Here is a 26982-nt window from a genome sequence, read left to right as displayed (position 1 = left end):
GCTCACCGTTCGTGGTGCCCGCGGTCTCGACTTTCGGATCCGGCTCGAACCCGGCCGGTACGCCGTACGGCTCGGCCCGGGTGCCGCAGCCGGACGAGGCGTCGCCGTACGGTTCGGTCTCCCCCGGTACGGCTTCGCCCTACGGGACGGTCTCCCCCGCCGGCACCGGCTCCACCTATGGCACCCCGGCGCCCTCCTCGCCGTTCGAGCCGCAGGGCTCGCCGTTCGAGCCGCAGGGCTCGCCGTTCGAGCCGCAGGGCTCGCCGTTCGCGCAGCAGTCGGGCGAGAGCGCGCCCGCGTCGGCCTGGGCGCCGGCGGCCGCGGCCGGCCCGGCGCCGTCCGAGTCGCCGTTCGGGGCGGCCGGGTTCCCGCCGCCCGCGCAGGCCGCGCCGCAGGCCCCCGGTTTCGCACCGCCCGCGCAGGCCGCCCCGCAGACCCACGGTTTCCCGCCGCCCGCGCAGGCCCCCGGTTTCCCGCCGCCCTCCGGCGGCTCCGCGGGCTTCCCGCCGCCGAGCGGTAACGCTGCCGGCTTCCCGCCGCCGTCGGGCAGCGCCGGCTTCCCGTCACCCGCGGGCGACGGGCAGTCCTTCCCGCCGGCCGGGGACGGCCCGGCCTTCCCGCCGCCGACCAGCAGCAGCGGCCTGCCGACCCGGACCCCCGGCGCCTCGGCCGCCGCGGCCGACCAGTCGACCTTCTCCGCCTTCGGCGACCAGAAGACCCGCGTGCCCGGCGCCACCCTCACCGACCTTCCGGACGCCCCCGGGCGCCCCGGCCTGACCGGCCCGGCGGAGAACAGCTGGCTCGGCAACGCGGCCCGCCCGGCCGCCGAGCCGTCCGCCCCGGCCACGCCGCCGCAGCCGGGCTCCAACACGTTCCCGACCCGTCAGGGCGACAGCGGCGGGTTCCCGCTGCGGGCCCCGGCCGGGCCGAACCCGGACGGTGAGCCCAGCGGCGCCACCCCCAGCCTGGACCTGCCGATCCGCAGCTCAGCGGGGTACGCCACGCCGCCGGCCGGCTCGCCGTTCGGCGACAGCCAGCCGCCGGCCGGAGGCACCCCGGGAACCTACGGCGGCCCGCCGGCACAGGCGGAGCAGCCGGCGAACCCGTCCGGCTTCCCGCAGCGGGTTCCCGGCGCCGCCCTCGGCACCGGCGGCACGCTGCCCGCCAGCGCGCCCCCCGCGGGATCGATCCCCTCGCAGGCCGGCTCCGCCTCCGTGCCGTCCGCCGGCTCCGCCTCCGTGCCGGTCGCGACCGCCTCGGCGGCGGTGTCCGCACCGTCCGGCTCCGCGTCCGTGCCGTCCGGTTCCGCCGCGGTGCCGGTCTCCGGGTCCGTGCCGTCCGGCTCCGCCTCGGTGCCGTCCGGTTCTGCCTCGGTGCCGGTCTCCGGTTCCGTTCCGCAGCCGCGGGACGCCGCCGCGGCCCGGCCGGCCACCGGTTCGGCCCGGCCGGCGTCCGCCAGCGTGTCGGTGCCCGGCCGGATCGCCCCGCCGGTCGACGCGGCCGAGATCCCGCAGGCTGTTGCCGTGCCGCAGGCCCGGGTGTACGGGCGCCCCGCGCCGGTCGTCGAGGAGCCCGCGGAGACGCCGCAGATCCCGGAGCCGTCGGCCCCGGCCGCGTTCCCGGCCCCGGGCGGCTCGCCGTTCCCGGGGGCGCACATGCCCGAGGCGTCGCCGTTCGCCCCGGAGAAGCAGGAGCACTCCGGAGCGCACGCCAACCCGTTCGCTCCGGAACGCCAGGAGCACAGCGGGGCCCACGCCAACCCGTTCACCCCGGAACGCCAGGAGCACAGCGGGGCCCACGCGAACCCGTTCACCCCGGAACGGGACGAGGCGGATCGGCCGGGCCACCCGTTCGGCCAGGCTCCCGAGCACAACGGGTCGCCGTTCGGCGCGACCGGCCCGGAGCTGGACGACCGCGGCTTCCCGGCGCCCACGTCGCGCTCCTTCCCGCCCGCGCAGCGCGGTGAGGAGAGCCCGTTCCCGGCCCCGCAGCATGGCGAGGACGGCCCGGCCGGGTTCGGCGCGTTCCCGGCGCACCAGGGCGAGACCCCCGGACCGGCGCCGCAGTCGCCGGCCCGGGCCACCGCCCGCGCCTCGGCCAGCGCCCGCGTGTCTCCGCCGGAGCCGGCCGCGCCGACCAGCCCGGCCTCGGGCAGCGCCCGGGTCGCCCCGCCGGACGGCAGCATGCCGTTCCCGGCGCCGGGTTCGTCGGCGCCGTCCGACGGTCCCGCGTTCCCGCCACCGTCGTCGGCCTTCCCGGGCTCGTCGGCCACCACCGACGGCCCGGCGTTCCCGCCACCGTCGTCGGCCTTCCCCGGCCCGTCGGCCACCACCGACGGTCCCGCGTTCCCGCCACCGACGTCCGCCTTCCCCGGCCCGTCGACGACCACCGACGGCCCGGCGTTCCCGCCACCGACGTCCGCCTTCCCCGGCGCGCCGGCGACGGCCCCGTTCCCGGCGCCCGGCGACCAGAGCCCGTTCGGAACGCCCCCGCAGGGCGGCCCGGCCTGGGCGGAATTCGGCGCCCAGGCGCCGGCGGCCCCCGGCACCGACCACTTCAACGAGCACACCACGGACGTCTCCGGCCGCGGCAAGTCGCCGTACGTTCCGGCGCCGGCCCTGCCGCCGATGCCCGGCACCCCGGCGCCGGGCTCCGACCCGTTCGCGCCGGACCCGTTCTCGGCCGAGCCGTTCGGCTCCGACCCGGCGGCCCGGGCCACGGTCACCCCGCCCGGCCCGGAGGACACCACGAGCTGGCCCGGACCGGCCGACCAGGACAGGTTCGACCAGTTCAAGGCCGAGCAACCGGCACCGGCGGCGAAGCCGACGGTCCGGACCATCCCGGTCACCCTGGCCGTGGTGCTCGGCGCCGCGCTGCTGCTGGCCGTGGTGTTCGGGCTGACCTGGCTGATCTCGTCGGGCGGCGACGACTTCGACGTCAGCCAGGGCGACTGCGTGAAGAACGGCGACAAGGTGGCCGAGGTGGCGTGCACCGAGCAGGGCGCCTACCAGGTCGCGCAGATCGTCGGCGCCAAGGACCAGTGCACCGACAAGGCGCAGCCGTACATCGTGGCCGGCGAGAAGGTCTACTGCCTGACCAAGCCCAGCTGACGGAGCATCCGGACGCCGTGGCGAGAGACCCTCGACACGGCGTCCACACTCCGCCGCTGATCCGTCCCGGGCGCTGAGGCACCATGGTCGGATGACTTCTCGCGTGCGTGCGCCCGAACTCAAGGGCCGCGGCTGGCTCAACACCGGTGGGAAGGCCCTCACCCTGGCCGACCTTCGCGGCAAAATCCTGGTCCTCGACTTCTGGACGTTCTGCTGCATCAACTGCCTCCACGTCCTGGACGAGCTGCGCCCGCTGGAGGAGAAGTACGGCGACGCCCTCGTGGTGATCGGCGTGCACAGCCCGAAGTTCGAGCACGAGCGCGACCCGCAGGCCCTGGCCGCCGCGGTCGAGCGGTACGGCGTGCACCACCCGGTCATCGACGACGGCGACATGCACCTGTGGCAGCAGTACGCCGCGAAGGCCTGGCCCACGCTCGCCGTCGTCGACCCGACCGGCTACCTGGTCGCGTCGATGGCCGGCGAGGGGCACGCCGAGGGCCTGTCCCGGCTGATCGACGAGCTGGTCGCCAAGCACGAGGCGGACGGCACCCTGCACCGCGGCGACGGCCCGTACGTCCCGCCGCCCGCCCCGGAAGGGCTGCTGCGCTTCCCCGGCAAGGCGATCGAGCTGCCCGGTGGCAACCTGCTGGTCTCCGACTCGGCCCGGCACTCGGTGGTCGAGCTGTCCGCGGACGGCGAGACCCTCGTCCGCCGGTTCGGGGCCGACCGGCGGGAGCCGTTCAACGAGCCGCAGGGCCTTCTCCGGCTGCCGCCGCGGATCGCTGAGCTCGCCGGGTACGACGTGCTCGTGGCCGACACGGTGAACCACCAGCTGCGCGCCATCGACACCGGGACCGGCGCGGTCACCCTGGTCGCCGGTTCCGGCAAGCCGTGGCGCTCCACGGTGGACGGCCACGCGCACGACGCGCTCGCCGCCGACCTGTCGTCCCCGTGGGACCTGGCCTGGTACGACGACCGCGTGATCATCGCGATGGCCGGTATCCACCAGCTGTGGTGGTTCGACCCGATCCAGCGCACGGTGGGCGTCTACGCCGGCACCACGGTCGAGTCGCTGCGTGACGGCCCGCTGCCGGACGTGTGGATGGCCCAGCCGTCCGGCCTGTCGGTCAGCGCGGACGGCCGGCGGCTCTGGATCGCCGACAGCGAGACGTCGGCGCTGCGCTACGTCGAGGACGGGGTGATGCACACCGCGGTCGGCCAGGGCCTGTTCGATTTCGGTCACGTGGACGGCCCCGCGGGCACGGCGCTGTTCCAGCACCCGCTCGGGGTGGCCGCGCTGGCCGACGGCTCGGTGCTGGTGGCGGACACGTACAACGGCGCGGTCCGGCGCTTCGACCCGGCGTCCGGGCAGGTCTCCACCGTGGACTCGGGCCTGGCCGAGCCGAGCGACGTGCTGGTCACCGGCGCCGGCGAGGTGCTGGTGGTGGAGTCGGCCGCCCACCGGCTGACCCGGCTCGCGCCCGGTGTGGTGCAGACGGTCGCCGGCGCCCGGCACCGGACCGAGCGCCCGCCGTCGCACCTGGCGCCGGGCGAGGTCACCCTGGACGTGATCTTCACGCCCGCGCCGGGGCAGAAGCTGGACAGCCAGTTCGGCTCGCCGCTGCGCCTGACCGTCTCGGCCTCCCCGGCCGAGCTGCTGCTGGCGGGCGAAGGCACCACCACCGAGCTGTCCCGCACCCTGGTGCTCAACCCGGACGTGCCCAAGGGCGTGCTCCAGGTGGTGGCGCAGGCGGCCACCTGCGACGTGGACGCCGAGTTCGGCGCCTGCCACCTGACCCGGCAGGACTGGGGCGTGCCCGTGGTGATCGACGAGGCCGGCCCGGACCGGCTCCCGCTGATCCTGCGCGGCCTGGACGCGTGAGCCGCCCCGGCCGCGGCTGACCGGTCCGCGCCCGCCACCGCCGGACCGCGGGGCGCCCGGAAAGGCCGCGGCCTCCGGCCGACGCGCCCGCTACGGCAGGAACGGGCGTACCCGGAGGGCGGCGGCCTCCAGCCCGGCGCGCACCGCGCGGGCCAACTCGACCGCGCCGGGGGTGTCCCCGTGCACGCAGATCGACCGCACCGGGCAGGCGACGACCTGGCCGTCGGTGGCGACCACCTCGCCGCCGGCGGCCATCCGGGTCGCGCGCTCCACCACCGCGGCCGGCTCGTGCACCAGCGCACCGGGCTGCGACCGCGGCACCAACCGGCCGTCCGGCCGGTAGCCGCGGTCGGCGAACCCTTCCCCGACCGCGGTGAGACCGGCCGCGACGGCCCGCTCGAACAGCACGGATCCGGGCTGGCAGAGCACCGGCAACCGCGGGTCGTAGGCGAGCACCGCGGCCACCACGGCGCCGGCCTGCGCCGGGTCGGTGGCGGCGGTGTTGTACAGCGCGCCGTGCGGCTTGACGTACCGGACCCGGTCGCCGGCCGCCCGGCAGAACGCCTCCAGCGCCCCGATCTGGTAGAGCACGTCGTCACGCAGCTCACCGGGCTCGTAGTCGATCCGGCGGCGGCCGAACCCGGCCAGGTCGCGGTATCCCACCTGGGCGCCGATCGCGACGCCGCGCGCGGCGGCCGCCCGGCACACCCGGTGCATCGTGGACGGGTCCCCGGCGTGGAAGCCGCAGGCCACGTTCGCCGAGGTCACCACGTCGAGCAGGGCCTCGTCGTCGCCGAGCCGCCAGGCGCCGAAGCCCTCGCCCAGGTCCGCGTTGAGGTCGATCGAGGGTTCAGTCGAGGTCACGGAACCTCACGGTAGTCCCCGGCCGGGCCTGGGCCAGCGGCGTCACGTCGCCGACCACGCCGACGATGGGATAGCCGCCGGTGGTGGGGTGGTCGGCGAGGAACACGATGGGCTGCCCGTCGGCCGGGACCTGCACCGCGCCGAGCACCACACCCTCGGACGGCAGCTCGCCCTCGATCCGGCGGGTGAGCGGGGCACCCGCCAGCCGGGCGCCGACCCGGTTGCTCACCGGGCTGACCGTGTACGCCTGCTCGAACAGTCCCGCCACGTCGTACCAGTCGTCGCGCGGCCCGCGCCGTACCCCGAGCACCAGCTCCGCGGCCGGCGCCGGGGCGTCCTCGTCCGGCGGTCCGGCACGGCCGGTGGACGAGCCGACCGGCAGCGTCATGCCGTCGGCCAGTTTCGCCGGCCCCACCCCGGCCAGGGTGTCGGTCGACCGGCTGCCGAGCACCGGTTCCACCGCGATCCCGCCGGCCACCGCCAGGTAGGAGCGCACGCCGGCGGTGGCCCGCCCGATCTCCAGCACTCCGCCGGCCGGCACCGGCAGCACCGGCGCGTGCACCGCCAGCCGGTCCAGTGTGACGGCGGCCGTCGCCCCGGTGACCGCGACCGTGGCCGGCTGCTCGAACCGCAGCCGGCAGCCCATCAGGGTGGTTTCCAGACCGGCCGCCCCGTCCGGGTTGCCGACGAGCCGGTTGGCGCGGCGCAGCGCGGGGACGTCGAGGGCCCCGGAGCGCGGGACGCCGAGGTGCGCCCAACCGGGCCGGCCGAGGTCCTGCACGGTGGTCAGCGGCCCGGCCCGCAGCACGGTGATCATCGGACCACCAGCCGGACGCGGGTGCCCGGGGCGAGCAGGGCGGGCGGTTCGCGGCGTACGTCGAAGAGCACCGACCCGGTCCGGCCGACCAGCCGCCACCCGCCCGGCGACGCGGTGGGATAGATCCCGGCGAAGCCGGAGGCGAGGCCGACGGCGCCGGCCGGGACCCGCGGCCGCGGCGCGGCCAGGCGGGGGACCGCCCATTCCGGCGGAAGGCCCCGCAGGTACGCGAACCCGGGCGCGAATCCGCAGAAGGCCACCGTGAATTCCGTGTCGGCGAGCCGGCGCACCGCCTCGCCGACCGGTACCGCCCAGTGCTCGGCGACGTCGGGCAGGTCCTCGCCGTCGAAGACGGTGGGGATCTCGACCAGCGGACCGGCCGCCGCGGTGGCGGCCGGGTCCGGCGTCCAGCCCGCGAGCAGCCGCGCGGTTCCCGGCGCCACGCCGTCCAGCAGCACGGTCGTCGCGCCGGGCACGATCTCGGCGGCGGACAGTTCGCCGGCCTCCCGGCGGCGCCACAGCTCGGCCCGCCAGGCCTCCGCCCGCTCCGCGTCCTCGCACTCCAGCAGCAGTGCCCCGGTTCCCACCCGTCGCAGCCTCATGCCGACATCATCCGCCACGAGAGGTCGTATCAAGCATCACTACCGGACAGTAACCTACGGTGCCGTAACCTAAAGCACGTGACGACCTCAGCCCCGTTTCGGATGAAGCCGACCGACCTCGGCAAGCCGCGACTACGCGGCCGGTTGCATCAGTACGCCTTCTATGTCGCCGTGGTCTGCGGCGTCGTGCTCTGCTCGATCGCGGCCACCCGGCCGGGCATCGCGCCGTTCATCAGTTGCCTGATCTACAGCATCACGGTGTGCGGCCTGTTCGGCATCAGCGCGCTCTACCACCGGCGGGTCTGGAGCGAGCGCGGCTACCAGATCATGCGCCGGATGGATCACTCGATGATCTTCATCTTCATCGCCGGGACGTACACGCCGTTCTGCGTGTCGCTGCTGCACACCGGCACCGCGACGGTGATGCTGGCCCTGGTCTGGGGTGGCGCCCTCGGCGGTGTCGCGCTGAAGGTGATCTGGCCGCACCTGCCCCGCTGGGCCGGCGCGCCGCTCTACGTGGCGCTCGGCTGGGTGGCCGTCGCCATCCTGCCCGACGTGCTGCGCACCGGCGGCGTGACCTGCCTGGTGCTGATGATGGCCGGCGGGCTGATCTACACGGTCGGCGCCGTCTTCTACGCGCTGCGCCGACCCAACCCGTGGCCGACCGTTTTCGGACACCACGAGTTCTTCCACGCCTGCACGCTGGTCGCGGCGATCTGCCACCACATCGCGATCTACTTCGCGCTCTACGCCTGAGCACGCGACCGGCCGGCTCCCGGCGGGAGCCGGCCGGTCACCACGTCGTGGGCTCGCGGCCCGGGGGTGCGCCGTCCGGGCCGGGCGTCACGGCCCGGTACGCGGCACGGGTCAGGAGTACGCGGGCGGCGGGGGCGGCGGCACGTCGTCGCGGCGCACCTCGCGGTACTCACTGGTGTAGCCCGGCCCGGCGACCGGGGCGGCGGTCGAGCGGGTGACCACGGTACGCCGGCGGCTGTTCCAGAACCACAGCGTGGTGATCAGCCCGAGCAGGCCGGCCGCCATCAGGATCCAGCCGATCACGCTGATGTCCAGGCCACTGATGTCCGCGTTGACGGCGAACGCCAGGATCGCCCCCAGAGCCAGCAGGAAGATGCTTGCGCCGATGCCCATCGGGCCCTCCTCGGATGGTTTCCGCGCGGACGGGCAGGGCGTGCCCGGCCGCGCTGAAATACGTCGATCGACGCCATACCCGTACGCGTGACGTTCCAATCAGGCAAGCTGGGGCAATGACCTTGCGGACGCTGATCCTGCTACGCCACGCCAAAGCGGAGACTCCGGGCGAAATGGCGGACTTCGACCGGAGCCTGACCGAACGTGGTCACTCCGATGCGGACGCGGCCGGCGCCTGGCTGGTCGACGAGCGGCTGCACCCCGACCTGGTGATCTGCTCGTCCGCCCGGCGCACCCGGCAGACCTGGCAGGCCGCGTCGATGGCGCTGGCCCAGGGCGACCGGTCGCACGGCACGCCCGAGGTGCACTACGAGGACCGGCTCTACCACGGCGGGCGCACCGAGGTCTTCGACCTGCTCCGGGCGGTGCCGGACACCGTGCGTACGGTCCTGCTGGTCGGGCACAACCCGACGGTGTCCGAAGTGTCCGCCCTGCTCCTGCCGGACGACCAGTGGGACGGGGTGACGGTCGAGCTGAAGACGTCCACCCTCGCCGTGCACACCGGCGAGGCGCCGTGGTCCCGGGTCGAGCCGGGGTCGATGCGCCTGGCCCGCCGGCACACCGCGCGCGGCTGACCGGGGACGACGTAGGCCGGCGGACGCCCTTGTCCGCCGGCCTACGTCTTTTTCAGGAGAGTGGGGAAAGCCTCAGGTCAGAACGCGTCCTCGGACAGGTCCATCAGGTCCAGGGTGGTGTTCTCGACGATCCGGCGGTCGGCGCCGATCCGGGGCAGGACCTCGCGGACGAAGAAGCGGGCCGCCGCCACCTTGCCGGTGTAGAACTTGTGGTCGGCCTCGGACACCTCGCCGTTCAGCGCGTTCAGCGCCACCTCGGCCTGGCGCAGCAGCAGCCAGGCGAGGACCACGTCGCCGAGGGCCAGCAGGATCCGGCGCGAGGTCAGACCGATCTTGTAGAGCTCGCGGGACTCGCCGCCCTGCACCGCGGCGAGCCAGCCCATCACCACGCCGAGGATCTGCTGCATCTCGCCGAGCGCCTTGCCCAGCGCCAGCCGCTCGTTCTTGAGCTGACCGTTGCCGGCCTCGCTCTCGATGAAGCCCTGGATCTCGGCGGCCACGGTGCCGAGGGCCCGGCCGTTGTCCTTGACGATCTTGCGGAAGATCAGGTCGAGGCTCTGGATCGCGGTGGTGCCCTCGTACAGGGTGTCGATCTTCGCGTCCCGGACGTACTGCTCCAGCGGGTAGTCCTGCAGGAAGCCGGAGCCGCCGAAGGTCTGCAGCGACTCGTGGCCGAGCAGCTCGTACGCCCGCTCGGAGCCGACGCCCTTGACCAGCGGGAGCAGGAAGTCGTTGACCTTGCTGGCGATCTTCGCGGCCTTCTCGTCGCCGGCCGCCTGCGCGATCGCGACCCTGTCCTGCCACGACGCGGTGTAGATCACCAGCGCGCGCAGGGCCTCGGAGTACGACTTCTGCAGCATCAGCGAGCGGCGTACGTCCGGGTGGTGGGTGATGGTCACCCGCGGGGCCGCCTTGTCGGTGTTCTGCACCAGGTCGGCGCCCTGGACGCGGTTCTTCGCGTACTCCAGCGCGTTCAGGTAACCGGTGGAGAGGGTGGCGATCGCCTTGGTGCCGACCATCATCCGGGCGTACTCGATGATCATGAACATCTGGCGGATGCCGTCGTGCTTGTCGCCGAGCAGCCAGCCCTTGGCCGGGGTGCCGTGCTCGCCGAAGGTCATCTCGCAGGTGTTGGAGACCTTCAGGCCCATCTTGTGCTCGACGTTGGTGGCGTAGACGCCGTTGCGCTCGCCCAGCTCGCCGGTCTGCGGGTCGAAGTGGTACTTCGGCACGATGAACAGCGACAGGCCCTTGGTGCCCGGGCCGCCGACGCCCTCGACGCCCACCGGCCGGGCGAGCACGTAGTGGATGATGTTGTCGGTCAGGTCGTGCTCACCCGAGGTGATGAAGCGCTTGACGCCCTCGATGTGCCACGATCCGTCCGGCTGCGGGATCGCCCGGGTGCGGCCGGCGCCCACGTCCGAACCGGCGTCCGGCTCGGTCAGCACCATGGTCGAGCCCCACTGCTTCTCGACGAAGAGCTTGGCCCACTCCTTCTGCTCCGGCGTGCCCTCGGTGTACGCCACGTGGGCGAAGGACGGGCCGGACGCGTACATCCAGATCGGGGCGTTCGAGCCGAGGATCTGCTCGGCGATCGCCCACCAGAGCGTCCGCGGGGCGAACGTGCCGCCCAGCGCGCCCGGCAGGTCGAGCCGCCAGAACTCCGAGGCCATGAACGTCTCGTAGGACTTTTTGAACGACTCCGGCAGCGGCGCCGTGTGGGTGGCCGGGTCGAACACCGGCGGGTTGCGGTCCGCGTCGGTGTAGCTGGCCGCGAGATCCTCACGAGCCAGCCGGTTCACCTCGGCGAGCACGTCCCGTGCGGTCTCCGCGTCGATCTCGTCGAACGGCGCCTGGCCGAACGCCTTGTCCGCCCCGAACACCTCGAACAGGTTGAACTGGAGGTCCCGAAGGTTGCTCTGGTAGTGAGTCATGGTGCTTGGCCCCGCTCTCCGAACGCGAGTTACCCGTCAGTAACCAGCACTGTATTACTCATCGGTAGGAACCGACAACCCGGGTCCGGACCGGGGTCGCCCTTCCCGGGTAGGGGAACCGGTCCGTCGAACCGCGGGCCGAACGCCTCCGAACAGCTGGTCACGAGTACAACCGATCGGCCATTTGCCTACTTCGAATCCCGGGACTACGTATCGCGTACCGATGAGGCTCGTTGCTCCGGATAGACAGCGAAGAACGTTTCGCCGGGAGCCTCGAGGGGGCGTAGCCATGTTCGCCACGATCAAAAGTCTGATTCCCGAGCCGCGCCAGGCCAGCCAGCCGCGCAACTACGTCGGCCGGCATCGCCAGCCCGAGCCGGTCCCACCGGTACCGGCCCCGACCTCCCCGGCACCCGGCGAACCGGACGAGAGCGCCGCCTGAGCCCCCGTGTTGCGGACGCCGGGGTCGTCAGCTTCCGGCCGCGCCGACTTCCCAGCTCGGCACCGGCACCGACGCCCCGGCGTCCGGCCCGGCGTACTCCAGCAGCACCAGGGCGATGTCGTCCTCCAGGCGGCCGTGCACCCAGTCCACCAGCGCGGTCTCCAGGGACGCCAGCCCGTCGCCGACCGTGCCGTGCCCCAGCAGCCGCCACGCCCGGTCCGCGGTCGGGAAGAACTCGCCCTCCCGGCGCGCCTCGCCCAGGCCGTCGGTGAACAGCAGCAGCCGGTCGCCCGGCTCCAGCCGCTCGACCCGCGCCTTCACCTCCGGCATGAACCCGAGCGGGGGCGCCGGCGCCGGTGGCTCCAGCGGGATCACCAGGCCGCGGCGCAGCAGCAGCGGGGCCGGGTGTCCACAGTTGACGATGGTCAGGGTTCCGCCGCGCTCCTCGACCAGCGCCGCGGTCACGAAGTCCTCGTCGCCGACGCTGCGCGCCACCGCCCGGTCGAGGTCCGCCACGATCGCCTTCAGATCGGCGCGCTCGTAGGCGACATGCCGGTAGGAGCCGAGCACGATGCTGGCCAGGCGCACCGCGTCCAGGCCCTTGCCGCGTACGTCACCGATGATGATCCGGACCCCGTACGGCGTGTTCAACGCCTCGTACAGGTCGCCGCCGATGTCCGCCGCCGCGGTCGCCGAGATGTACCGCCCGGCCACCGCCAGCGAACCCACCTGCGGCCCGATCGGCCGCAGCACCGCCTGCTGGGCCACCGAGGCGAGCCGCAGCAACTCGGCGATCCGCTCCGTCTGGCGCTGCCGCATCATCGCGCCGGCCACCGCGATCCCGGTGGCCAGCACGATGCCGAGCAGGTAGGCCATCACGCCCGGGCCGGGCGACTCCGAGCGCCCCACGAAGATCGCGCCGACCAGGGTGGCGGCCACCCCGGCGCCCAGCACGAACTGCCAGGCGGCGAAGAGCCCGGCCAGGACCGGCACGATGGCGAGCAGTCCGGCGTACCGCACCGAGGAGGGGTTCGCGGACTCCATCGCGGACACGACCGCGAGCAGCACGAGGGCCGCGCCGAGACCGGCGCGGTTCCCTGGACTCATCGGGCGGCGGCCCGGGGCGAAGGTAGGCATGGTTCCGCCGAACAGCATGCCCGATCCGCGTCATGTCGGGCATCAACTTGACCCGTTGTCCGATCAGGTTCTGGCCACCTGTCAGCCGTCAGGTCATTCGGTCGGTCCACGAGGGGCGGCGCGGCGGTGACACGATGTCCCGATGACCGACGATCTCCGTGACCGGCTGCGCGGCGCGTTCCGCTGGACCGATCCCGGCCCGCCCGCCGACTATCTCGTCAGTGACCGGTCCGGCTGGTGGCGCGATCCGGTGATCCTGCACGGTCTCGGCCCGGCGCTGGCCGACCTCTTCCGCGCCGCGCGGCCCACCGTGGTGGTCTCCCCGGAGGTGACCGGCTTCCTGCTCGGCCCGCTGGTGGCGCACGCGCTCGGGGTGGGATTCGTGGAGGCGTACCGGGCCGGGGCACGCCGGGCCATCGCCGAACCGATGATCTGGACCGAGGTGCCCGCCGACCATCGCGGCGACGCCCAACACCTCGGGGTACGCCGCCGGTTGCTCGCCGACGACGACCGGGTCCTGGTGGTGGACGACTGGGCCTCGACCGGGGCCCAGGCCCGCGGCCTGCGCCGGCTCCTCGGAAACCGCTATCTGGGTACGGCCGTGATCGTCGACGAGTGCCCGCCGGAGGTCACCGCCGAGTTGTCCATCCGCAGCCTGCTGGCCGGCTCGGACCTCGACCCGTAGCGGGGCCGGTGCCGCGCTCGCCGTGGGTTCCCTTCGCAGACTCGCACGAAGCGCCCGGCCGTCCATTTCGGAGCGCCGGGCGCGGCGCCGGCCGCCGCCTCGGCTCGCGGCAGGTCCCGGGGGCGGCCGGGCCTCGGGTTGCGGGCGCGCCGCGGGCCGGTCGCGGCCTCGGCTCGCGCGGCGGCCGGGCCTCGGGTTGCGCGGCGGCGCCTCGGGTTGCGCGGCGGCGCCTCGGGTTGCGCGGCGACGCCTCGAGTTGCGCGGCGGCGCCTCGGGTTGCGGGGCGGCCGGGCCTCGAGTTGCGCGGCGGCGCCTCGGGTTGCGGGGCGGCCGGGCCTCGGGTTGCGGGGCGGCCGGGCCGATCAGGGCCTCCTCACACGACCCCGGCGGCGCCGCCCGCCGGGGTCAGTACTTGCGCTGGTAATCGGCGAGAGCGCCGCGGCTGATCTGCCAGCCGACGGCGGCGTAGGTGGCCAGCCCCTGCTGCACGTACGGATCCTGGGCGATCAGCTCCTGCGCCTGCGCCTCGGTGTCCACGTCCAGCAGGATGATGCCGCCGGTCGGCGGCTCCTGGCGGCCCGCGGTGACCGCGAGTCCGCGCTCCTCCAGGTCGGCGATGTATGCGAGGTGCTGGTCACGAGCCTGGTCGACGTCAGCGAGCGGCTTCTGGTAGGTCGAAATCATCAGATACACGGCGTCATCGTAGATCGCGCGTCCGGCGCAGGACGCGAGACGGCCGTGCCGGACCGGCGGGGCGGCGAGCGGGTCGAGCCGTCCGGCCGGTGCCGGTTCGCCCCTTATGAGGGATACGTTTCCGGCGTGCGGATCCAGATCACCTCGGCCCCCGACCCGGCGCTGATCGCCGCCGCGACCCGGCGTCGGCTGCGGGCCCCCGTTCTGGCCGCGCGCTGCGCCGGGTGGATGCTGCTGGCGGCGGCCGTGCTGGCACAGTTCGCGACCGGGGTGATGCGGCCGGAGCTGTTGGCGAGCGGGGCCGTGCTCGCGGTCGTGGCGCCGATCGCGCTGGTCAACCACGCCGCCCGCCGGTCACTGCGGAACGGGCGGCCGACCACCTACGAGATCAGCGACGGCGGGGTGGCGCGCTCGGACGAGGAGCGGCGGCACGCGTACGCCTGGCGGGCTTTCCGCAGTGTGGAGGCGCTGTCCGGGCAACTGATGTTCGGGCTCCGTGGCGGCCGGTGGGTGCGCGTGCCGACGACCGGGCTGACCCCGTCGCAGGTCGAGCAGGTGCTCGAGGCGGCGGTCGCGCGGGGGTTACGGGTGTACCGCTGACCCGGACGAATACGGGCCGGTGCCGGATGGCGTACCGAAGCGGACGGACGAATCGGGACATCGAAACGCACCGCGGACCCGAAATGCACCGCGCACCCGAAGAGCACCGGCACCCCAGAGGCACCAGGCACCCCCGAAGGCACCACACACCCCGAACGCCCCGCACCCCAAACGCAGAGCGCACCCGAAATGCACGACCGACCCGAAAGGCACCGTTCGGCTCCAAAGGCCACCGGTCACCTCGAACGCACCGAACACCCGAAACGCACGGCGGACGGAAGCAGACTCGCGGCGGCGCGCGGACCGCTTCCCGCCGTGGCCGGCGGATCACCCGGTGACGGTGCCACCCGACGGCTGCCTCCTCGGCGCACCTCGGATTCCTGCCGAAGTTCATCCCTGCGGGGTACGGCGCGGTGGCCCCCGGCCACCGCACGGGCGATCCGGGCCCGCTCCGGCGGAGACGTCACCCGGTGATCACGTCAGCTGGTCGGCCAGGTGCGTCAGCTGGTCGGCCAGGTGCGTCAGCTGGTCGGCCAGGTGCGGAAGTTCAACGCCGAGCGGCTCGGCGTCGGGCCGCGCTGGCCCTGGTAGCGAGAGCCGTAGACGGCCGAACCATACGGGTGCTCAGCGGGACTGGACAGCCGGAAGATGCACAGCTGACCGATTTTCATCCCCGGCCACAGCTTGATCGGCAGGTTGGCGACGTTGGAGAGCTCCAGCGTGACGTGACCGGAGAAGCCGGGGTCGATGAAGCCCGCCGTGGAGTGGGTCAGCAGGCCGAGCCGGCCCAGGCTGCTCTTGCCCTCCAGACGCGCCGCGAGCCCCTGGCCGAGGGTCACCACCTCGAGCGTGGACGCCAGCACGAACTCACCCGGGTGCAGCACGAACGGCTGCCCGTCCTTGACCTCGACCTCCGCGGTCAGCTCGTCCTGCTGCTCTGCCGGGTCGATATGGGTGTACAGGTGGTTGTTGAAGACCCGGAAGAACCGGTCCAACCGGACGTCGATGCTGGAGGGCTGCATGAGCGACGGCTCGAACGGCTCCAGTGCGAGATCGCCCGTCGTCAGCTCGGCTACCAGGTCACGGTCGGAGAGCAGCATCGCAACACCATACCGACGGGGTGATGCGACCGGTCCACGCGGCCCGGCAGGGTGCGCCGCCGACATCCCCGCATCCCCCGATCGGCGTGTTCGATAGTTGCGTCGAACACCTGTTCGATAGAGTGTCTGCATGGCTTCCTGGTCCGAATTCGCCGCCGCCGAGCCGTCGCTCGCCGCCGGCATCCGTGCGCTCCTGCAGCAGTACGGCCCCGGCATGGGCTACCTCGCCACCATCCGCCCCGACGGCGGCCCCCGGGTGCACCCGGTCTCACCGGTCTTCGCCGGTGGCGGCCTCTACTGCTTCCTGGTCGCCTCCCCGAAACGGCGCGACCTGGAGCGCGACCCCCGCTACGCGCTGCACTCCTACCCGCCCGAGGAGAGCGACGACGAGGCCTACCTGACCGGCCGGGCCCACCCGGTCCGCGACCCACGCACCGTCGCGATCATCGCCGGCGCCCTGCGCGCCTCACCGGACGTCGACTGGCGGCTCTTCGAGCTCACCATCGAGTCCGCGACCCTGCGCCACCACGGGCCCTCGGGCGCTCTGCCACTGGCCTCCGCGCCGCTGTCGATCCCCGTCTCGCAGAGCTGGCACGAGCCCCGGAAGTTACCCCGCCAGCTGGCCATGGTCGGCTGATCCCGGCACCCCACCACCCCGCCACCCCGGCATCCCGTTACCCAGCAGCCGGCATCCCGCACAGGACCAGGAGGCAGGAGCGGGTGCCCGGCGGCGAAGACGCCGTGGCGCGGTCGTCCATGCCGGGGCGCCTTTCCCGCGACCACACCGGGCCACCGGTACGTTCCCAACGACCCACACCGGACCACCGCGCGCGTTCCCAACGGCCCACACCGGGCCGCCACGCGCGTTCCCAACGGCCCACACCGGGCCGCCACGCGCGTTCCCAACGGCCCACACCGGGCCACCGCGCTCGCTCCCAACGGCCCATACCGGGCCGCCACGCGCGTCCCGTCCGCTCGGGCCCACCGGAACGACCGCCTCACCTCGGTCACCGACCACCGCCGCGTCGCAACGACGCGCCGGACGTCAGCACCGAAGCCAGCAGCTCTTCCCCCGCCCACCTGCGCCGACCGGCACGGAGGTGACCACATTGCGGGGTGCGTGCGCCACGGAGCCGGATAATCAGGTATAGTGGGGCCGCTTGCGGGTGTAGTTCAATGGCAGAACATCAGCTTCCCAAGCTGACAGTGCGGGTTCGATTCCCGTCACCCGCTCGGACATCGAGGGCCAGGCCAGGACACGTTCCCGGCTTGGCCCTCGGTCGTTGATCGTCCGGTCGGCGCACCACCGCCTCGACACGTCCCCGCGTCGAACCGGTTGCGGACCGCAGGCCGGAGCCGGGAGCAACTCTGCGCGCCGGAGCCTTTCCGCGCGCCGACCCAGGCGCCGCGCGCCCGCCACGGCCGCGCGCCCGCCACGGCCGCGCGCCCGCCGTGGTGGCGCGCCGCCACGGCGGAATGCCCGCCACGGCGGAATGCCGGTGCCTCGCCATGCGCACCCACCTGCGCCATCCATCCCGCCCGCGACGATCGGCGGTGCCAAACCGGCGCCCCTCAGAGCTTGGCGCGGCGGTGGGCGGCCTCGCCCGCCGAGCCGAGCAGCATCGCCGCCGGCAACGCGGTGAGTCCCAGGTCCAGCGCCGCCCAGGCATAGTTGTGGACGCCCTCGGCCGCCACGTACCCGATCTGGATGATCAGACCGCCCAGATACAGCACGCCGACCGCCATCGTGACCCGCTCGTCGACGGCCACCCAGAGCAGTGCGGCGCCGGCCAGGGCGGCCCAGAAGCCGAACCGCAGAATGCCGGCGATCTGCGGGAACGCCTGCCCGGACAACTCCGCGAGCAGCGGGAGCGGCAACGGGACCAGTGGTGCGTACCGAAGCAGTCCCGTCGCGGGAAGCGGACGGTGACCGAAAAGCATCACCAGGAGCACGGCGGCGACGAGGAACTGCCACCGGCCGCCGAGGCCGGCCGGGAGCAGCCCGATCGCGGCGGCCAGGTGACGTCCGCGGACCGCCAGCAGCAGGGCGATCATGCCGAGGACCGCGCCGCCGAGGGTTGCCGCGGGATGGCGGTCCCCCGGGATCCGATGGACCGCGTCGGCGGCGAGCGACACGAGCGGGTCGGTGCAGCCCTGGACGATCAGCAGCAACGCGCCGACCCGGATGGCGGTCAGCCGGTCGTCGCGGGCGCTGGCGCCCGGATGCCGGCCGGCCCGCATCCGCAGAGCGCCGAGCACGATCGCGACGACCTCGCGGGGCGCCGGCCATGACCGGCCGGCGTCGTCGGCCATGTCGAGCAGCGTGCCGAGCATCTCCGGGCCCCGCTCGCGGCGGAACGCCGGCGGATAGAGGCGCAGCAGGCGGCCGTAGGTCCGCTCCAGCGGGGTGGTCATGCCGGGCCGCCCGCGGCACGCGGGGACAGGGTGATGACCACGCTCGCGGCCTCGGCGAGCCGCACCGCCTCGGCGCGCAGGGCGGCCAGCCCGTCCGGGGTGAGCGCGTAGTACCGGCGGACGCGACCGTTGACCGTCTCCTCCCGCACCACCCGCACGAAACCCTCGCCGGCGAGCCGGTCGAGCGCGGTGTAGAGGGTGCCGGTCGCCGGTCTGACCCGGCCTCCGGACAGCTCCGCGGCGCGCTTGATGATCGCGTAGCCGTGCCGGGGCTCGTCCTGCAGCGCGGCCAGGATGAAGTACGTCGGCTCGCGCATCGGGGACAGCCAGCCGCCGGGCGCGTCGGAACTCGTCACGCCCGAACTATATACGTAACTCAGCTACATATGTAGTACGGCTACCTATGCGCCGATGTCCAGGAACACGTTGTCGATCTCGCCGGCGAACTGGTCGTTGCCGCGGCCGGGCCCCTTGCCTCCGACCCGCAGCGGCTCGGCGTTCGCCACGGACAGCGTCGGCGGCACCGGGACCGCCGCGCTGGGCACCCCGTCCACCAGCATGACCAGCCTGTTCTCGGTGCGGTTGCACTCCAGGTCGTGCCAGCGCCCGTCGGCCACGTCGATGCGCGGCTCGGCGCGGTAGATGCGCGCCGGGTTGCCGGCGATCACACAGCTCGGATGCCCCTGCCGGTGATCGACCTGCAGCTTGAACTGGCTCACCCCGCCGACCGAGTACCCCTTCTGCAGCACGTTCGCGCCGTCCGCGAGGTCACCGTGGGTCATCAGGACGGAGGCGCCGTAGCGCAGCGGGCGGCGGCCCGGGTTCAGGCTGTCGTCCCGCTGGCCTTCGAGGATCGCCCGGGGGCAATCCCGTTCCCGGGGAAGGGTGCATCGGTCCGGATAGGCGACGGCCAGGCCGGCTCCTTCCGGTACGAGGCGCAGCATCCCGCCGTTGCGCCCGAGCGGCCGCAGTTCGTGGCCGCCCGCGGTGTCCGCGATGGGGCGGCCCACCCCGGCGTCGAAGTCGTAGCGCAGGCTCACCGGCGCGGTGGCCACCTGGATGCGGCTGAGGTCGGCGGAGGCCGGGAAACGCGTGGCATTGGGGAGCGCCCCGGCCGAGGGCGGGGGAAGCAGGTGGTAGGCGGGCTGAGCGCCCGCCGCGGTGCTGACGGAGTGGGGGGTCAGGAGGACAAGGCTGCCCAGTACAAGGGTCATTGACAGGGCACCGATCGGAACGGCACGCCGCCGGGAGTGAAACATGGGGTTATTGTCCGCATTGTCGGTTCCGGGCCGCGTTGAAACTCCGGACCTGGGAAAGACCACCCGAACGCGTTAGCCCGATCCGCCGAACCCGAGCGACCCCAGCGTCACCACTCACGAATGGACCTCAGGCATAGACGGCGGACGCGGAAGTCACCGGCGACTCGCACCGCCGTCGGCCTCGGACGGCGGGCCCGCAGCGGAGCCGGACGCCGCACACCCGGCCCGCTCAGCCGGGGCGGACCGCAGCGCAACCACCCACCGGCCGGGCCGCGGCCGCACCGTCAGCGGAGCCGGACGACGGCAACCAGCCACCGGCCGGACCCCCAGCCCACCGTCACCGGAGCCGGACCACGGCAACCACCCACCGGCCGGACCCCCAGCCCACCGTCACCGGAGCCGGACCACGGCAACCAGCCACCGGCCGGACCCCCAGCCCAGCGTCAGCGCGGGCGGACCGCCGCCGGGAGCTGCGCGGCCCCGGCCGGCTCGCCGACCACCGCGTGCAGCACGTCGTCCAGCGTGATCACCCCGAGCGGCCGCCGCCCGTCGCTGACCAGCACGATGTGCAGCCGGTCCCGGCGCATGGTGAGCAGCAGATCGGCCAGGCTGCGCTCCGGCGCCACCACGGCGAGCGGCCGGATCACCTCGGCCGGGATGGGCAGCCGCCGCTGCGCCCCGGAATAGCCGAGCACGTCCTTGACGTGGACGAACCCGAGCACCCGCCGGGTGTCCCGCTGCACCACCGGAAAGCGTGACCGGCCGCTGCGGGTGGCCACCGCCTCCAGCGTCGCCGGGGACACGTCGGCGGCCACCGTGGTCACCCGCGACCACGGCAGCAGGGTGTCCGCGGCCGTCCGGCTGTTCAGGCCGAGCGCGGCGTGGATCCGGGCGTACTGCTCGGAGCCGAGCAGGCCCTCGCTGCGCGCCTGGGTGACCATGCCGGCCAGCTCCTCCGCGGTGAACACCGTCTTGACCGCGTCGGTCGCCTCGATCTTCCACAACTTGAGCACCGTCCGGGAAGCCCAGCGCATCGCGATCAGCAGCGGCTTGGTGGCGGTGCAGAAGGCCAGCATGAACGGGCCCAGGATGAGCGCGGAGCGTTCCGGCCCGGCCAGGGTGATGTTCTTCGGCACCATCTCGCCGACCACGGTGTGCAGGAAGACCACCACCATCAGGGCGAGCACGAAGGCGACCGGGTGCACCGCCCGTTCCGGCAGGCCGGCCGCGTGGAACGGGTCCTCCAGCAGGTGCGCCAGGGCGGGCTCGGCGATCGCGCCGAGCGCCAGCGAGCAGATGGTGATGCCGAGCTGGGCGCCGGCGATCATCAGCGGGATCTGGTTCATCGCGGACAGCGCCCAGCGGGCCGCCTTGGAGGTGGCGGCCAGCGGCTCCAGCGCGGTCCGGCGGGAGGCGATCAGCGCGAACTCGCCGCCGACGAAGAGCCCGTTGCCCAGCAGCAGCACCGCGGTGACGATCAGCTCAGTCATCGGCCGGGTCCTCCGGCGGGGCGACCACGCGGACCTGCTCGATCCGGTGCCGGTCCACCTCCATCACGGTGAACTCCCACCCGTGCTCCTCCAGGGACTCGCCGACCACCGGGATGTGGCCGAGCCGGGCGAGCAGGAAACCGGCGAGCGTCTCGTACGGCCCCTCGGGCAGCGCGAACCCGGTCTGCTCGAGCACCTCGTCCTCCCGCAGCAGGGCGTCGACCAGGAACGTCTTCTCCCCGCCCGGGGCGGTCAGCTCGACGATGCCGGTCTCGCCGACCTCGGTGTCGTACTCGTCGGCGATCTCCCCGACCAGTTCCTCGATCAGGTCCTCGACGGTGACCACGCCGTCGGTCCCGCCGTACTCGTCCACCACGATCGCCAGGTCGGCGTCGGCGGCCCGGAGCGCGGCCAGCACCTTGTCCAGGCCGAGGCTCTCCGGCACGTAGACCGGCTCGCGGGCCAGCGCGGACACCTTGGTGGCGGCGCGGCGCTCCGGCGGCACCCCGAGCGCGTCGTTGACGCCGGCCACGCCGGTCACCACGTCGAGGGTGTTCTCGTACACCGGGAAGCGGGTGTGCCCGGTCCGGCGGGCCACCGTGATCAGATCGGCGGCGCTGGCCGTGGTCTTGAGCCCGACCACGTCGACCCGCGGGGTCATCGCCTTGGCCGCACGTTTCTCGCCGAACCGGATGGTGCGGCGCATCAGCGTCGCGGTCTCGGTCGGCAGCGCGCCGGCCCGGGCGCTGATCGCGGCGAGCAGGCCCAGCTCCTCCGGCGAGCGGGCGCTGGCCAGCTCCTCCTGCGGCTCGATGCCGATCCGGCGGACCAGCCAGTTCGCCGTCCCGTTCAGCGCGGCGATCATCCATCGGAAGAGCCGGGAGAAGGCGCGCAGGGGCGCCGCGGTGGTCAGAGCCATCCCCATCGGGCGGGCCAGCGCCGCGTTCTTCGGCACCAGCTCGCCGAAGAGCATCGACAGCAGGGTGGCGATGACCAGCGCGAGCACGTGCGTGATGGTGTCGGTGGCGGATCCGGCCACCGGCTCCACCACCGGGGTGATCAACCGGGACAGGGCCGGCTCGGCCAGGTACCCGGTGAGCAGCGCGGTCAGCGTGATGCCGAGCTGGGCGCCGGAGAGCTGGAAGGAGAGCTCGTGCAGCGCGTTGCGCACCGTGCCGGCCCGGCGGTCACCCGCGGCGGCACGCTTGTCGATCTCCGCCCGGTCGACGGTGACCAAACCGAATTCGGCGGCCACGAAAAACGCGTTGCCCGCCGTCAGCAGCGCGAAAGCCGCCAGCGGGAGCACCGCGGTCAGGAGCAGGCCGTCCATGATCGCTTCACCTCGGACCTCATTCTGCCGGACCGGTGCCTTCCGGCACTAACCCTGTGGATGACAGGGCCCTCTAACGTCGAGTCATGAACCTTCTCGGTGAGCTGCTGCTCCTGGCGTACGACGACGAGGGCCGCAAGATCCTCGACAGCATCCGCCTGGATTACGGGCTGGGTGGGGCGTTGTTGCTGGAACTGGCCCTGGCCGGCCGGATCGACGTGGTCGGCCAGAAGGTGGCCGTGGTGGACCCGAGGCCCACCGGCGACCCGCTGGTGGACGACGCGCTGACCAGGATCCGTGACGACGCGCGCTCCCGCAAACCCGCCCACTGGGTGGGGAAGTTCGCGAAAGGCACACGGAAGCGTGTCCTTGATCACCTGATTTCGGCCGAGGTGCTCCGGGTCGAGCACGGGACCGTGCTGTGGGTCTTCCCGCGTACGACGTACCCGGCGGCGTACGGCGCCGAACCGGTCGCCGAGACCGATGCCCGGCAGCGGATGCGGGTGGCGGTGACGACGGCGGGGGAGGTCGACGCGCGTACCGCCGCGCTCTGCTCCCTGGTCGCCGCGACCCAGATGGAGCGCAAGGTCTTCCCCGACCTGGACCGCAGGCAGGTCAAGGCCCGGCTCAAGGAGATCGGCGAAGGCTCCTGGGCGGCGGCCGCGGTGAAACGGGCGATCCAGGACATCCAGACCGCGATCATGGCCGGCGCCGTCGCCGCCACCAGCACCGCCGCGATCAGCGGCTGAAACACGGAACGACCGGCCGCGAAAGCGGCCGGTCGTTCCGGAACCGTCAGGCGTCCTGCTTCAGCGAGCGCAGCAGCACGGTGGCGACGTCGACCACCTCGACCTCGTCCTGCTTGCCCTTGCCGGTGACCCCGTCACCGATCATCGTGTAGCAGAACGGGCAGCCGACCGCGATCGTCTTCGCCCCGGTGGCCAGGGCCTCCTCGGTCCGCTCCACGTTGATCCGCTTGCCGATCCGCTCCTCCATCCACATCCGCGCACCGCCGGCGCCGCAGCAGAAGGAGCGCTCGGAGTTGCGCGGCATCTCGGTGAGTCCGCCCTCGATCGCCGAACCCAGCACCTCGCGCGGCGCCTCGAAGACCCGGTTGTGCCGGCCCAGGTAGCACGGGTCGTGGTAGGTGATCCCGCCGTCGACCGGCTGCACCGGGGTGAGCTTGCCGGTGGCGACCAGGTGCGCCAGCAGCTGGGTGTGGTGGACCACCTCGACCTTGAGGCCGAGCTGCTCGTACTCGTTGCCCAGGGTGTTGAAGCAGTGCGGGCAGGTCGCGACGATCTTCTTGACCCCGGCCTCCTGCAGCGTCTCGACGTTCTGCTGGGCCAGCATCTGGAAGATGAACTCGTTGCCGATCCGCCGGGCGGGGTCGCCGGAGCAGGTCTCGCCCTCGCCGAGGATCGCGTAGTTGACCCCGGCCTGGTGCAGCAGCGTGGCGACCGCGCGGGTGGTCTTCTTGGCCCGGTCCTCGAACGCGCCGGCGCAGCCGACCCAGAACAGGTACTCGAAGTCCTCGACCTCGCCGACCCGGGGCACCTCGAAGTCCAGGCCCTTGGTCCAGTCCTCGCGGGTGTTCTGCGGGGCGCCCCACGGGTTGCCCTTGTTCTCCAGGTTGCGCAGCATCACGCCGGCCTCGGACGGGAAGCTCGACTCGATCAGCACCTGGTAGCGGCGCATGTCGACGATGTGGTCGATGTGCTCGATGTCGACCGGGCACTGCTCGACGCAGGCGCCGCAGGTGGTGCAGGACCACAGCACGTCCGGGTCGATGACGCCGTTCTCGTCGACGCCGCCGATCAGCGGCCGCTCCGATTCGGCCATCGCCAGCACGTCGACGCCGGCCAGCTGCTCCTGCGTCGCCTTCTCCTCGCCGGTCAGGTCCTTGCCGCCGCCGGCCAGCAGGTACGGCGCCTTGGCGTACGCGTGGTCCCGCAGCGACAGCACCAGCAGCTTGGGCGAGAGCGGCTTGGCGGTGTTCCACGCCGGGCACTGCGACTGGCAGCGGCCGCACTCGGTGCAGGTGGAGAAGTCGAGCAGGCCCTTCCAGGTGAACTGCTCGACCTGGGCGACGCCGAAGAGGTCCTTCTCCGGGTCGGCCTCCTCGAAGTCGAGCGGCTTGCCCTCGCTCATCATCGGCTTGAGCGCGCCGAGACCGGACCCGGCCGGTTTCTCCGGGCTGCGCTTGAAGTAGATGTTGAAGAACGCCAGGAAGCGGTGCCAGGCCACACCCATCGTGGGGTTCAGCGAGATGGTGATCAGCCAGCCCATCGAGATGAGCAGCTTGACCAGCGCCACCCAGGTCGGAGCGTCCTCCCAGGCGGGCAGGGCGTTGCCGATCGCGTGGCTCAGCGGGGCGGCCCAGACCGGGTACGGGAAGTGGTCGTTGGCCACCTTGAAACCGCGGATCAGGAACCCGCAGATCAGTACCCCGACGATGATCGCCTCGACGAAGTAGCCCTGCCACATCGTGGAGCCGAGGAACCGGCTGCGCTTCTTGCTGCCCGGCTTGTCCGCCTGCCGCCGGTAGATCAGGTACAGGATGCCGATCAGGCCGAGGATCCCGAACCACTCGGTGACGAAGCCGAAGATGGCCCAGTGGCCGATGATCGGCAGCTCGCCCTCCGGGTCGACCGCCTCGAAGTAGGCCTCCAGGACCAGCGTCGACAGGATGACGAAGGAGACCATGACGAACCAGTGGGCGGCGCCGATCGCGCTCCACTTCAGCATCCGGGTGTGCCCGACCGACTCCTTGAGCAGGGTGCTCGTCCGGGTCGCCGGGTCGGTGAACCGCGCCGGGTCCGGCTGGCCCTGACGGATCACCGCGGTGATCGTGAGTACGGCGCGCACTGCCAGGGCGACGGCCACCACCGTGACCGCCCCCGCTAAGACGGTGGCGATGATCTGCGCGTAGCCCATGTGCGTGTGCCTCCTCGGTCGGCTGGGCGCCAGCCTATGTTACCCATGAGTAATAGGCCGGTGCGGACCGCAGGTCAAGGACTTACGGCCCCTCAGCCGAAAGCGCACCCCACGCCAGGCGGGGGTGCGCTTGGAACGAATCGATGTCACGTGCCCGCCGCGGCGGGCACGCCCGCCTCAGCGCCAGCGGGAAAGGATGCCCAGCGAGGCCACCATGCAGCCGAAACCGACCGCGAGGTTCCAGTACCGCCAGCTCTCCACCGGCCACTGCTGCGAGGACAGGTAGTAGACCACCAGCCAGGCGATGCCCACCACGATCAGCAGCACCGCGGTGGCCGGCAACCAGACCGGACTCGGCTTCTTGGACGCCGCTGCAACCGCGGGGCGGATGTCCGACGGCGGGGTGTAGACCTTCTTCTTGCGAACCTGCGACTTGGGCACGGTGCTCTCCTGAGGGCAACAAGTGGTGAACAACCACCGGTGAGCGGCTCCGGGGACTCCGAATGCTGCCCGTGGCGAATACTGTTCGCCAGCTAGCGTAATCAAGACAGTGCGCGAACAGGCACCCGCCGGGGCGAGAAAATGCCCGGCGCGGCTCGAAGGGAGGCTCCGGTGGCTCTTCAAGGTGGACGCGACGGAGCCTCCTGGCGGCTGGCGCTGCGGCGCGCCGCGCGCGGCCTCCGGCCCCGCCGTGACCGCCGCCGGACGATCTGGTCCGTCGGGGTTCCGCTGATCGCGCTGGCTGCGGGCCTGCTCTTCACCACGTCCGCGACGACCGCCGACGGTACGTCGTTGCGCGACGACCGGCGGCCCCAGCTGGCCCAGGTCATCACGGACAAGCGCGAGCGCCTGGCCGCCGGCGAGGCGCGGGAGGCCGCCCTGCGCGCCGAGGTCGATCAGGAGGCCGCCCGCCTCGCCGAGGTCGACGCCCCGGTGAAGGCCGCCCGGGAACACGCCGACGCCAGCCGCCAGCCGGCCGGGTTCACCGCCCTGCACGGCCCCGGCCTGACGGTCACTCTGAACGACTCGCCACGGCGCGGATCGGACTTCGGCGACAATGCTCCCGACAACGACGATCTGGTCGTTCACCAGGGCGATGTCCAGGCGGTGGTGAACGCGATGTGGGCCGGCGGAGCAGAGGCGATGACGATCATGGATGTCCGGGTGATCTCCACGAGCGCGGTACGCTGTGTCGGCAACACACTGCTCCTTCACGGCCAGGTTTTCTCCCCACCATTCAAGATCACAGCGATCGGCGAACCCACAGCGATGCATCGTGCGTTGGAGTCCGCAGAAGGAGTCAGACAGTTCCGGGAGGCCGTCGCCGACTTCGGGCTCGGTTACACGGAGAAGATGGAAAAGGACGTGACAGTGCGGGCGTACGACGGGTCGACCGACCTCCGATCCGCGCAGGCTGCCCAGTGACGAACACGCCCGCGGAGTACCCGGGGAGCCCGGCGGGGCGGGGACGGCATCGCGCCCCCGACGCCGAGGCCCACACCGCGTACATCCCGCGTGTGAGCGACGCGTCGCCGGACGGCGTGCCCGGCGGGCCACTGACACCGCCGGTGGGCCTGGGCGCGAACGTGAGCCCCTCGCCGGCCGGCTCGTCCCGGCCCGCGCGCGGCGCCGTGACCGGTCCCGGGCTTCCGGCCGAGTCCGGCATCGCGGATGTGCCGGCAGCCACGCCGGCGAACGGGTCGCCCGGGCTGCCGGGTGCTCCGCTGCCCACGGCTGCCGCCGCCCCGGCCTGGTCCGCGCCCACCCGGCAGAACGCCCCGGCATCCCCGGCGGCGGCATCCCCGGCCGCGGCCTTCCCCGGGGCCATCGCCGCTCCGCACCCCGGCTCCGCATTCCCGGCAGTCACCCCGCCGCGAGACTCCGCGTTCCCGACGGCCACC

The 26982-nt window shown here is 73.1% G+C and carries 25 protein-coding genes and 1 tRNA gene; 11 read left to right on the top strand and 15 right to left on the bottom strand.

The features are described from left to right. Positions 1-14 precede the first annotated feature (14 nt). Complete coding sequence (locus tag ACTEI_RS00375) at positions 15-3110, top strand: hypothetical protein (protein WP_145830787.1); 3096 nt, start codon at positions 15-17, stop codon at positions 3108-3110. A 91-nt stretch (positions 3111-3201) separates the two neighbouring features. Then, positions 3202-4992 carry an NHL domain-containing thioredoxin family protein gene (locus ACTEI_RS00370; protein ID WP_122975811.1) on the top strand — a complete coding sequence of 597 codons (1791 nt, stop codon included), beginning with the start codon at positions 3202-3204 and terminating at the stop codon, positions 4990-4992. 90 nt (positions 4993-5082) lie between these two features. On the opposite strand, the gene ACTEI_RS00365 is transcribed toward ACTEI_RS00370, so the two are convergent. Genes ACTEI_RS00365 through ACTEI_RS00355 form a run of 3 tightly spaced genes read right to left on the bottom strand, consistent with a single transcriptional unit; the run spans position 5083 to position 7275 of the window. Continuing rightward, complete coding sequence (locus tag ACTEI_RS00365; protein ID WP_122981832.1) at positions 5083-5835, bottom strand: LamB/YcsF family protein; 753 nt, start codon at positions 5833-5835, stop codon at positions 5083-5085. 7 nt (positions 5836-5842) lie between these two features. Beyond that, positions 5843-6673, bottom strand: a complete 831-nt coding sequence (locus tag ACTEI_RS00360; RefSeq protein ID WP_122975810.1) for a 5-oxoprolinase subunit C family protein — start codon at positions 6671-6673, stop codon at positions 5843-5845. Next, positions 6670-7275 (bottom strand): 5-oxoprolinase subunit B family protein, encoded by a 606-nt coding sequence (locus ACTEI_RS00355; protein WP_122975809.1) that lies wholly within the window; start codon positions 7273-7275, stop codon positions 6670-6672. The genes ACTEI_RS00360 and ACTEI_RS00355 overlap by 4 nt, the downstream gene beginning before the upstream one ends. Before the next feature lie 78 nt (positions 7276-7353). On the opposite strand from ACTEI_RS00355, the gene trhA reads away from it, so the two are divergent. Further along, positions 7354-8031, top strand: a complete 678-nt coding sequence (gene trhA, locus ACTEI_RS00350) for a PAQR family membrane homeostasis protein TrhA (protein WP_122975808.1) — start codon at positions 7354-7356, stop codon at positions 8029-8031. Between the two features lie 111 nt (positions 8032-8142). Here the strand turns inward: trhA and ACTEI_RS00345 are convergent, their stop codons facing one another. Continuing rightward, the gene (locus tag ACTEI_RS00345) at positions 8143-8424 is read right to left on the bottom strand and encodes a DUF6458 family protein (protein ID WP_122975807.1); all 282 of its coding nucleotides are present in this window, start codon (positions 8422-8424) and stop codon (positions 8143-8145) included. Positions 8425-8540: 116 nt separating this feature from the next. Here ACTEI_RS00345 and ACTEI_RS00340 point away from each other — a divergent pair, with 116 nt between their 5' ends. Next, positions 8541-9059, top strand: coding sequence for a SixA phosphatase family protein (locus tag ACTEI_RS00340; RefSeq protein ID WP_122975806.1), 519 nt, complete (start codon positions 8541-8543; stop codon positions 9057-9059). A 77-nt stretch (positions 9060-9136) separates the two neighbouring features. Here ACTEI_RS00340 and ACTEI_RS00335 read toward each other — a convergent pair whose 3' ends face one another. Then, entirely contained in the window at positions 9137-10993 is a 1857-nt protein-coding gene (locus ACTEI_RS00335; RefSeq protein WP_122975805.1) for an acyl-CoA dehydrogenase, read from the bottom strand. Positions 10994-11282: 289 nt separating this feature from the next. Between ACTEI_RS00335 and ACTEI_RS36630 the strand changes: the two genes are divergently transcribed. Beyond that, positions 11283-11435, top strand: a complete 153-nt coding sequence (locus ACTEI_RS36630) for a hypothetical protein (protein WP_164465799.1) — start codon at positions 11283-11285, stop codon at positions 11433-11435. Between the two features lie 27 nt (positions 11436-11462). Here the strand turns inward: ACTEI_RS36630 and ACTEI_RS00330 are convergent, their stop codons facing one another. After that, positions 11463-12590, bottom strand: a complete 1128-nt coding sequence (locus ACTEI_RS00330) for a PP2C family protein-serine/threonine phosphatase (RefSeq protein WP_122975804.1) — start codon at positions 12588-12590, stop codon at positions 11463-11465. Between the two features lie 124 nt (positions 12591-12714). On the opposite strand from ACTEI_RS00330, the gene ACTEI_RS00325 reads away from it, so the two are divergent. Continuing rightward, on the top strand, positions 12715-13257 hold the full coding sequence (locus tag ACTEI_RS00325; RefSeq protein WP_122975803.1) for a phosphoribosyltransferase: 543 nt from the start codon (positions 12715-12717) through the stop codon (positions 13255-13257). Between the two features lie 405 nt (positions 13258-13662). Here the strand turns inward: ACTEI_RS00325 and ACTEI_RS00320 are convergent, their stop codons facing one another. Beyond that, the gene (locus ACTEI_RS00320; RefSeq protein ID WP_122981831.1) at positions 13663-13941 is read right to left on the bottom strand and encodes a YciI family protein; all 279 of its coding nucleotides are present in this window, start codon (positions 13939-13941) and stop codon (positions 13663-13665) included. A 135-nt stretch (positions 13942-14076) separates the two neighbouring features. Here ACTEI_RS00320 and ACTEI_RS00315 point away from each other — a divergent pair, with 135 nt between their 5' ends. Beyond that, the gene (locus tag ACTEI_RS00315) at positions 14077-14550 is read left to right on the top strand and encodes a YcxB family protein (RefSeq protein ID WP_122981830.1); all 474 of its coding nucleotides are present in this window, start codon (positions 14077-14079) and stop codon (positions 14548-14550) included. Between the two features lie 521 nt (positions 14551-15071). Here ACTEI_RS00315 and dcd read toward each other — a convergent pair. Further along, positions 15072-15650: a dCTP deaminase gene (dcd, locus tag ACTEI_RS00310; RefSeq protein WP_122975802.1), complete on the bottom strand. Its 579-nt coding sequence runs from the start codon at positions 15648-15650 to the stop codon at positions 15072-15074. A gap of 130 nt (positions 15651-15780) precedes the next feature. On the opposite strand from dcd, the gene ACTEI_RS00305 reads away from it, so the two are divergent. Beyond that, positions 15781-16287 (top strand): pyridoxamine 5'-phosphate oxidase family protein, encoded by a 507-nt coding sequence (locus ACTEI_RS00305; RefSeq protein ID WP_122975801.1) that lies wholly within the window; start codon positions 15781-15783, stop codon positions 16285-16287. Positions 16288-16812: 525 nt separating this feature from the next. Then, positions 16813-16883, top strand: a tRNA-Gly gene (locus tag ACTEI_RS00300). A gap of 339 nt (positions 16884-17222) precedes the next feature. Here ACTEI_RS00300 and ACTEI_RS00295 read toward each other — a convergent pair. The 5 genes from ACTEI_RS00295 to ACTEI_RS00275 all read right to left on the bottom strand — a co-directional run bounded on the left by ACTEI_RS00295 (position 17223) and on the right by ACTEI_RS00275 (position 22144). After that, the gene (locus tag ACTEI_RS00295; protein WP_122975800.1) at positions 17223-18065 is read right to left on the bottom strand and encodes a hypothetical protein; all 843 of its coding nucleotides are present in this window, start codon (positions 18063-18065) and stop codon (positions 17223-17225) included. After that, positions 18062-18421, bottom strand: a complete 360-nt coding sequence (locus ACTEI_RS00290) for a PadR family transcriptional regulator (protein WP_307837876.1) — start codon at positions 18419-18421, stop codon at positions 18062-18064. Before ACTEI_RS00290 ends, ACTEI_RS00295 begins: the two co-directional genes overlap by 4 nt. Positions 18422-18466: 45 nt before the next feature. Further along, the gene (locus ACTEI_RS00285; protein ID WP_239082218.1) at positions 18467-19279 is read right to left on the bottom strand and encodes a laminin G domain-containing protein; all 813 of its coding nucleotides are present in this window, start codon (positions 19277-19279) and stop codon (positions 18467-18469) included. Between the two features lie 488 nt (positions 19280-19767). Beyond that, positions 19768-20814 carry a hemolysin family protein gene (locus ACTEI_RS00280; RefSeq protein ID WP_122975797.1) on the bottom strand — a complete coding sequence of 349 codons (1047 nt, stop codon included), beginning with the start codon at positions 20812-20814 and terminating at the stop codon, positions 19768-19770. Further along, on the bottom strand, positions 20807-22144 hold the full coding sequence (locus ACTEI_RS00275) for a hemolysin family protein (RefSeq protein ID WP_122975796.1): 1338 nt from the start codon (positions 22142-22144) through the stop codon (positions 20807-20809). The genes ACTEI_RS00280 and ACTEI_RS00275 overlap by 8 nt, the downstream gene beginning before the upstream one ends. Positions 22145-22230: 86 nt before the next feature. Between ACTEI_RS00275 and ACTEI_RS00270 the strand changes: the two genes are divergently transcribed. Beyond that, positions 22231-22893 (top strand): GOLPH3/VPS74 family protein, encoded by a 663-nt coding sequence (locus tag ACTEI_RS00270; RefSeq protein WP_122975795.1) that lies wholly within the window; start codon positions 22231-22233, stop codon positions 22891-22893. A 46-nt stretch (positions 22894-22939) separates the two neighbouring features. On the opposite strand, the gene ACTEI_RS00265 is transcribed toward ACTEI_RS00270, so the two are convergent. Together ACTEI_RS00265 and ACTEI_RS00260 are read right to left on the bottom strand one after the other, a co-directional pair. Next, a complete protein-coding gene (locus ACTEI_RS00265) occupies positions 22940-25081 on the bottom strand; it encodes a heterodisulfide reductase-related iron-sulfur binding cluster (RefSeq protein WP_122975794.1) in 2142 nt (713 codons plus the stop codon). A gap of 177 nt (positions 25082-25258) precedes the next feature. Beyond that, the gene (locus tag ACTEI_RS00260; protein WP_122975793.1) at positions 25259-25522 is read right to left on the bottom strand and encodes a cell division protein CrgA; all 264 of its coding nucleotides are present in this window, start codon (positions 25520-25522) and stop codon (positions 25259-25261) included. A 141-nt stretch (positions 25523-25663) separates the two neighbouring features. On the opposite strand from ACTEI_RS00260, the gene ACTEI_RS00255 reads away from it, so the two are divergent. Next, positions 25664-26506 (top strand): DUF881 domain-containing protein, encoded by an 843-nt coding sequence (locus ACTEI_RS00255; RefSeq protein WP_122975792.1) that lies wholly within the window; start codon positions 25664-25666, stop codon positions 26504-26506. The last annotated feature ends 476 nt before the right edge of the window (positions 26507-26982 follow it).

It is taken from the genome of Actinoplanes teichomyceticus ATCC 31121 (genome assembly GCF_003711105.1).
GTDB classification, from domain to species: domain Bacteria; phylum Actinomycetota; class Actinomycetes; order Mycobacteriales; family Micromonosporaceae; genus Actinoplanes; species Actinoplanes teichomyceticus.
The sequence above is the reverse complement of the archived record's forward strand: the minus strand, read 5'-3'. Positions and strand labels throughout refer to the sequence as shown.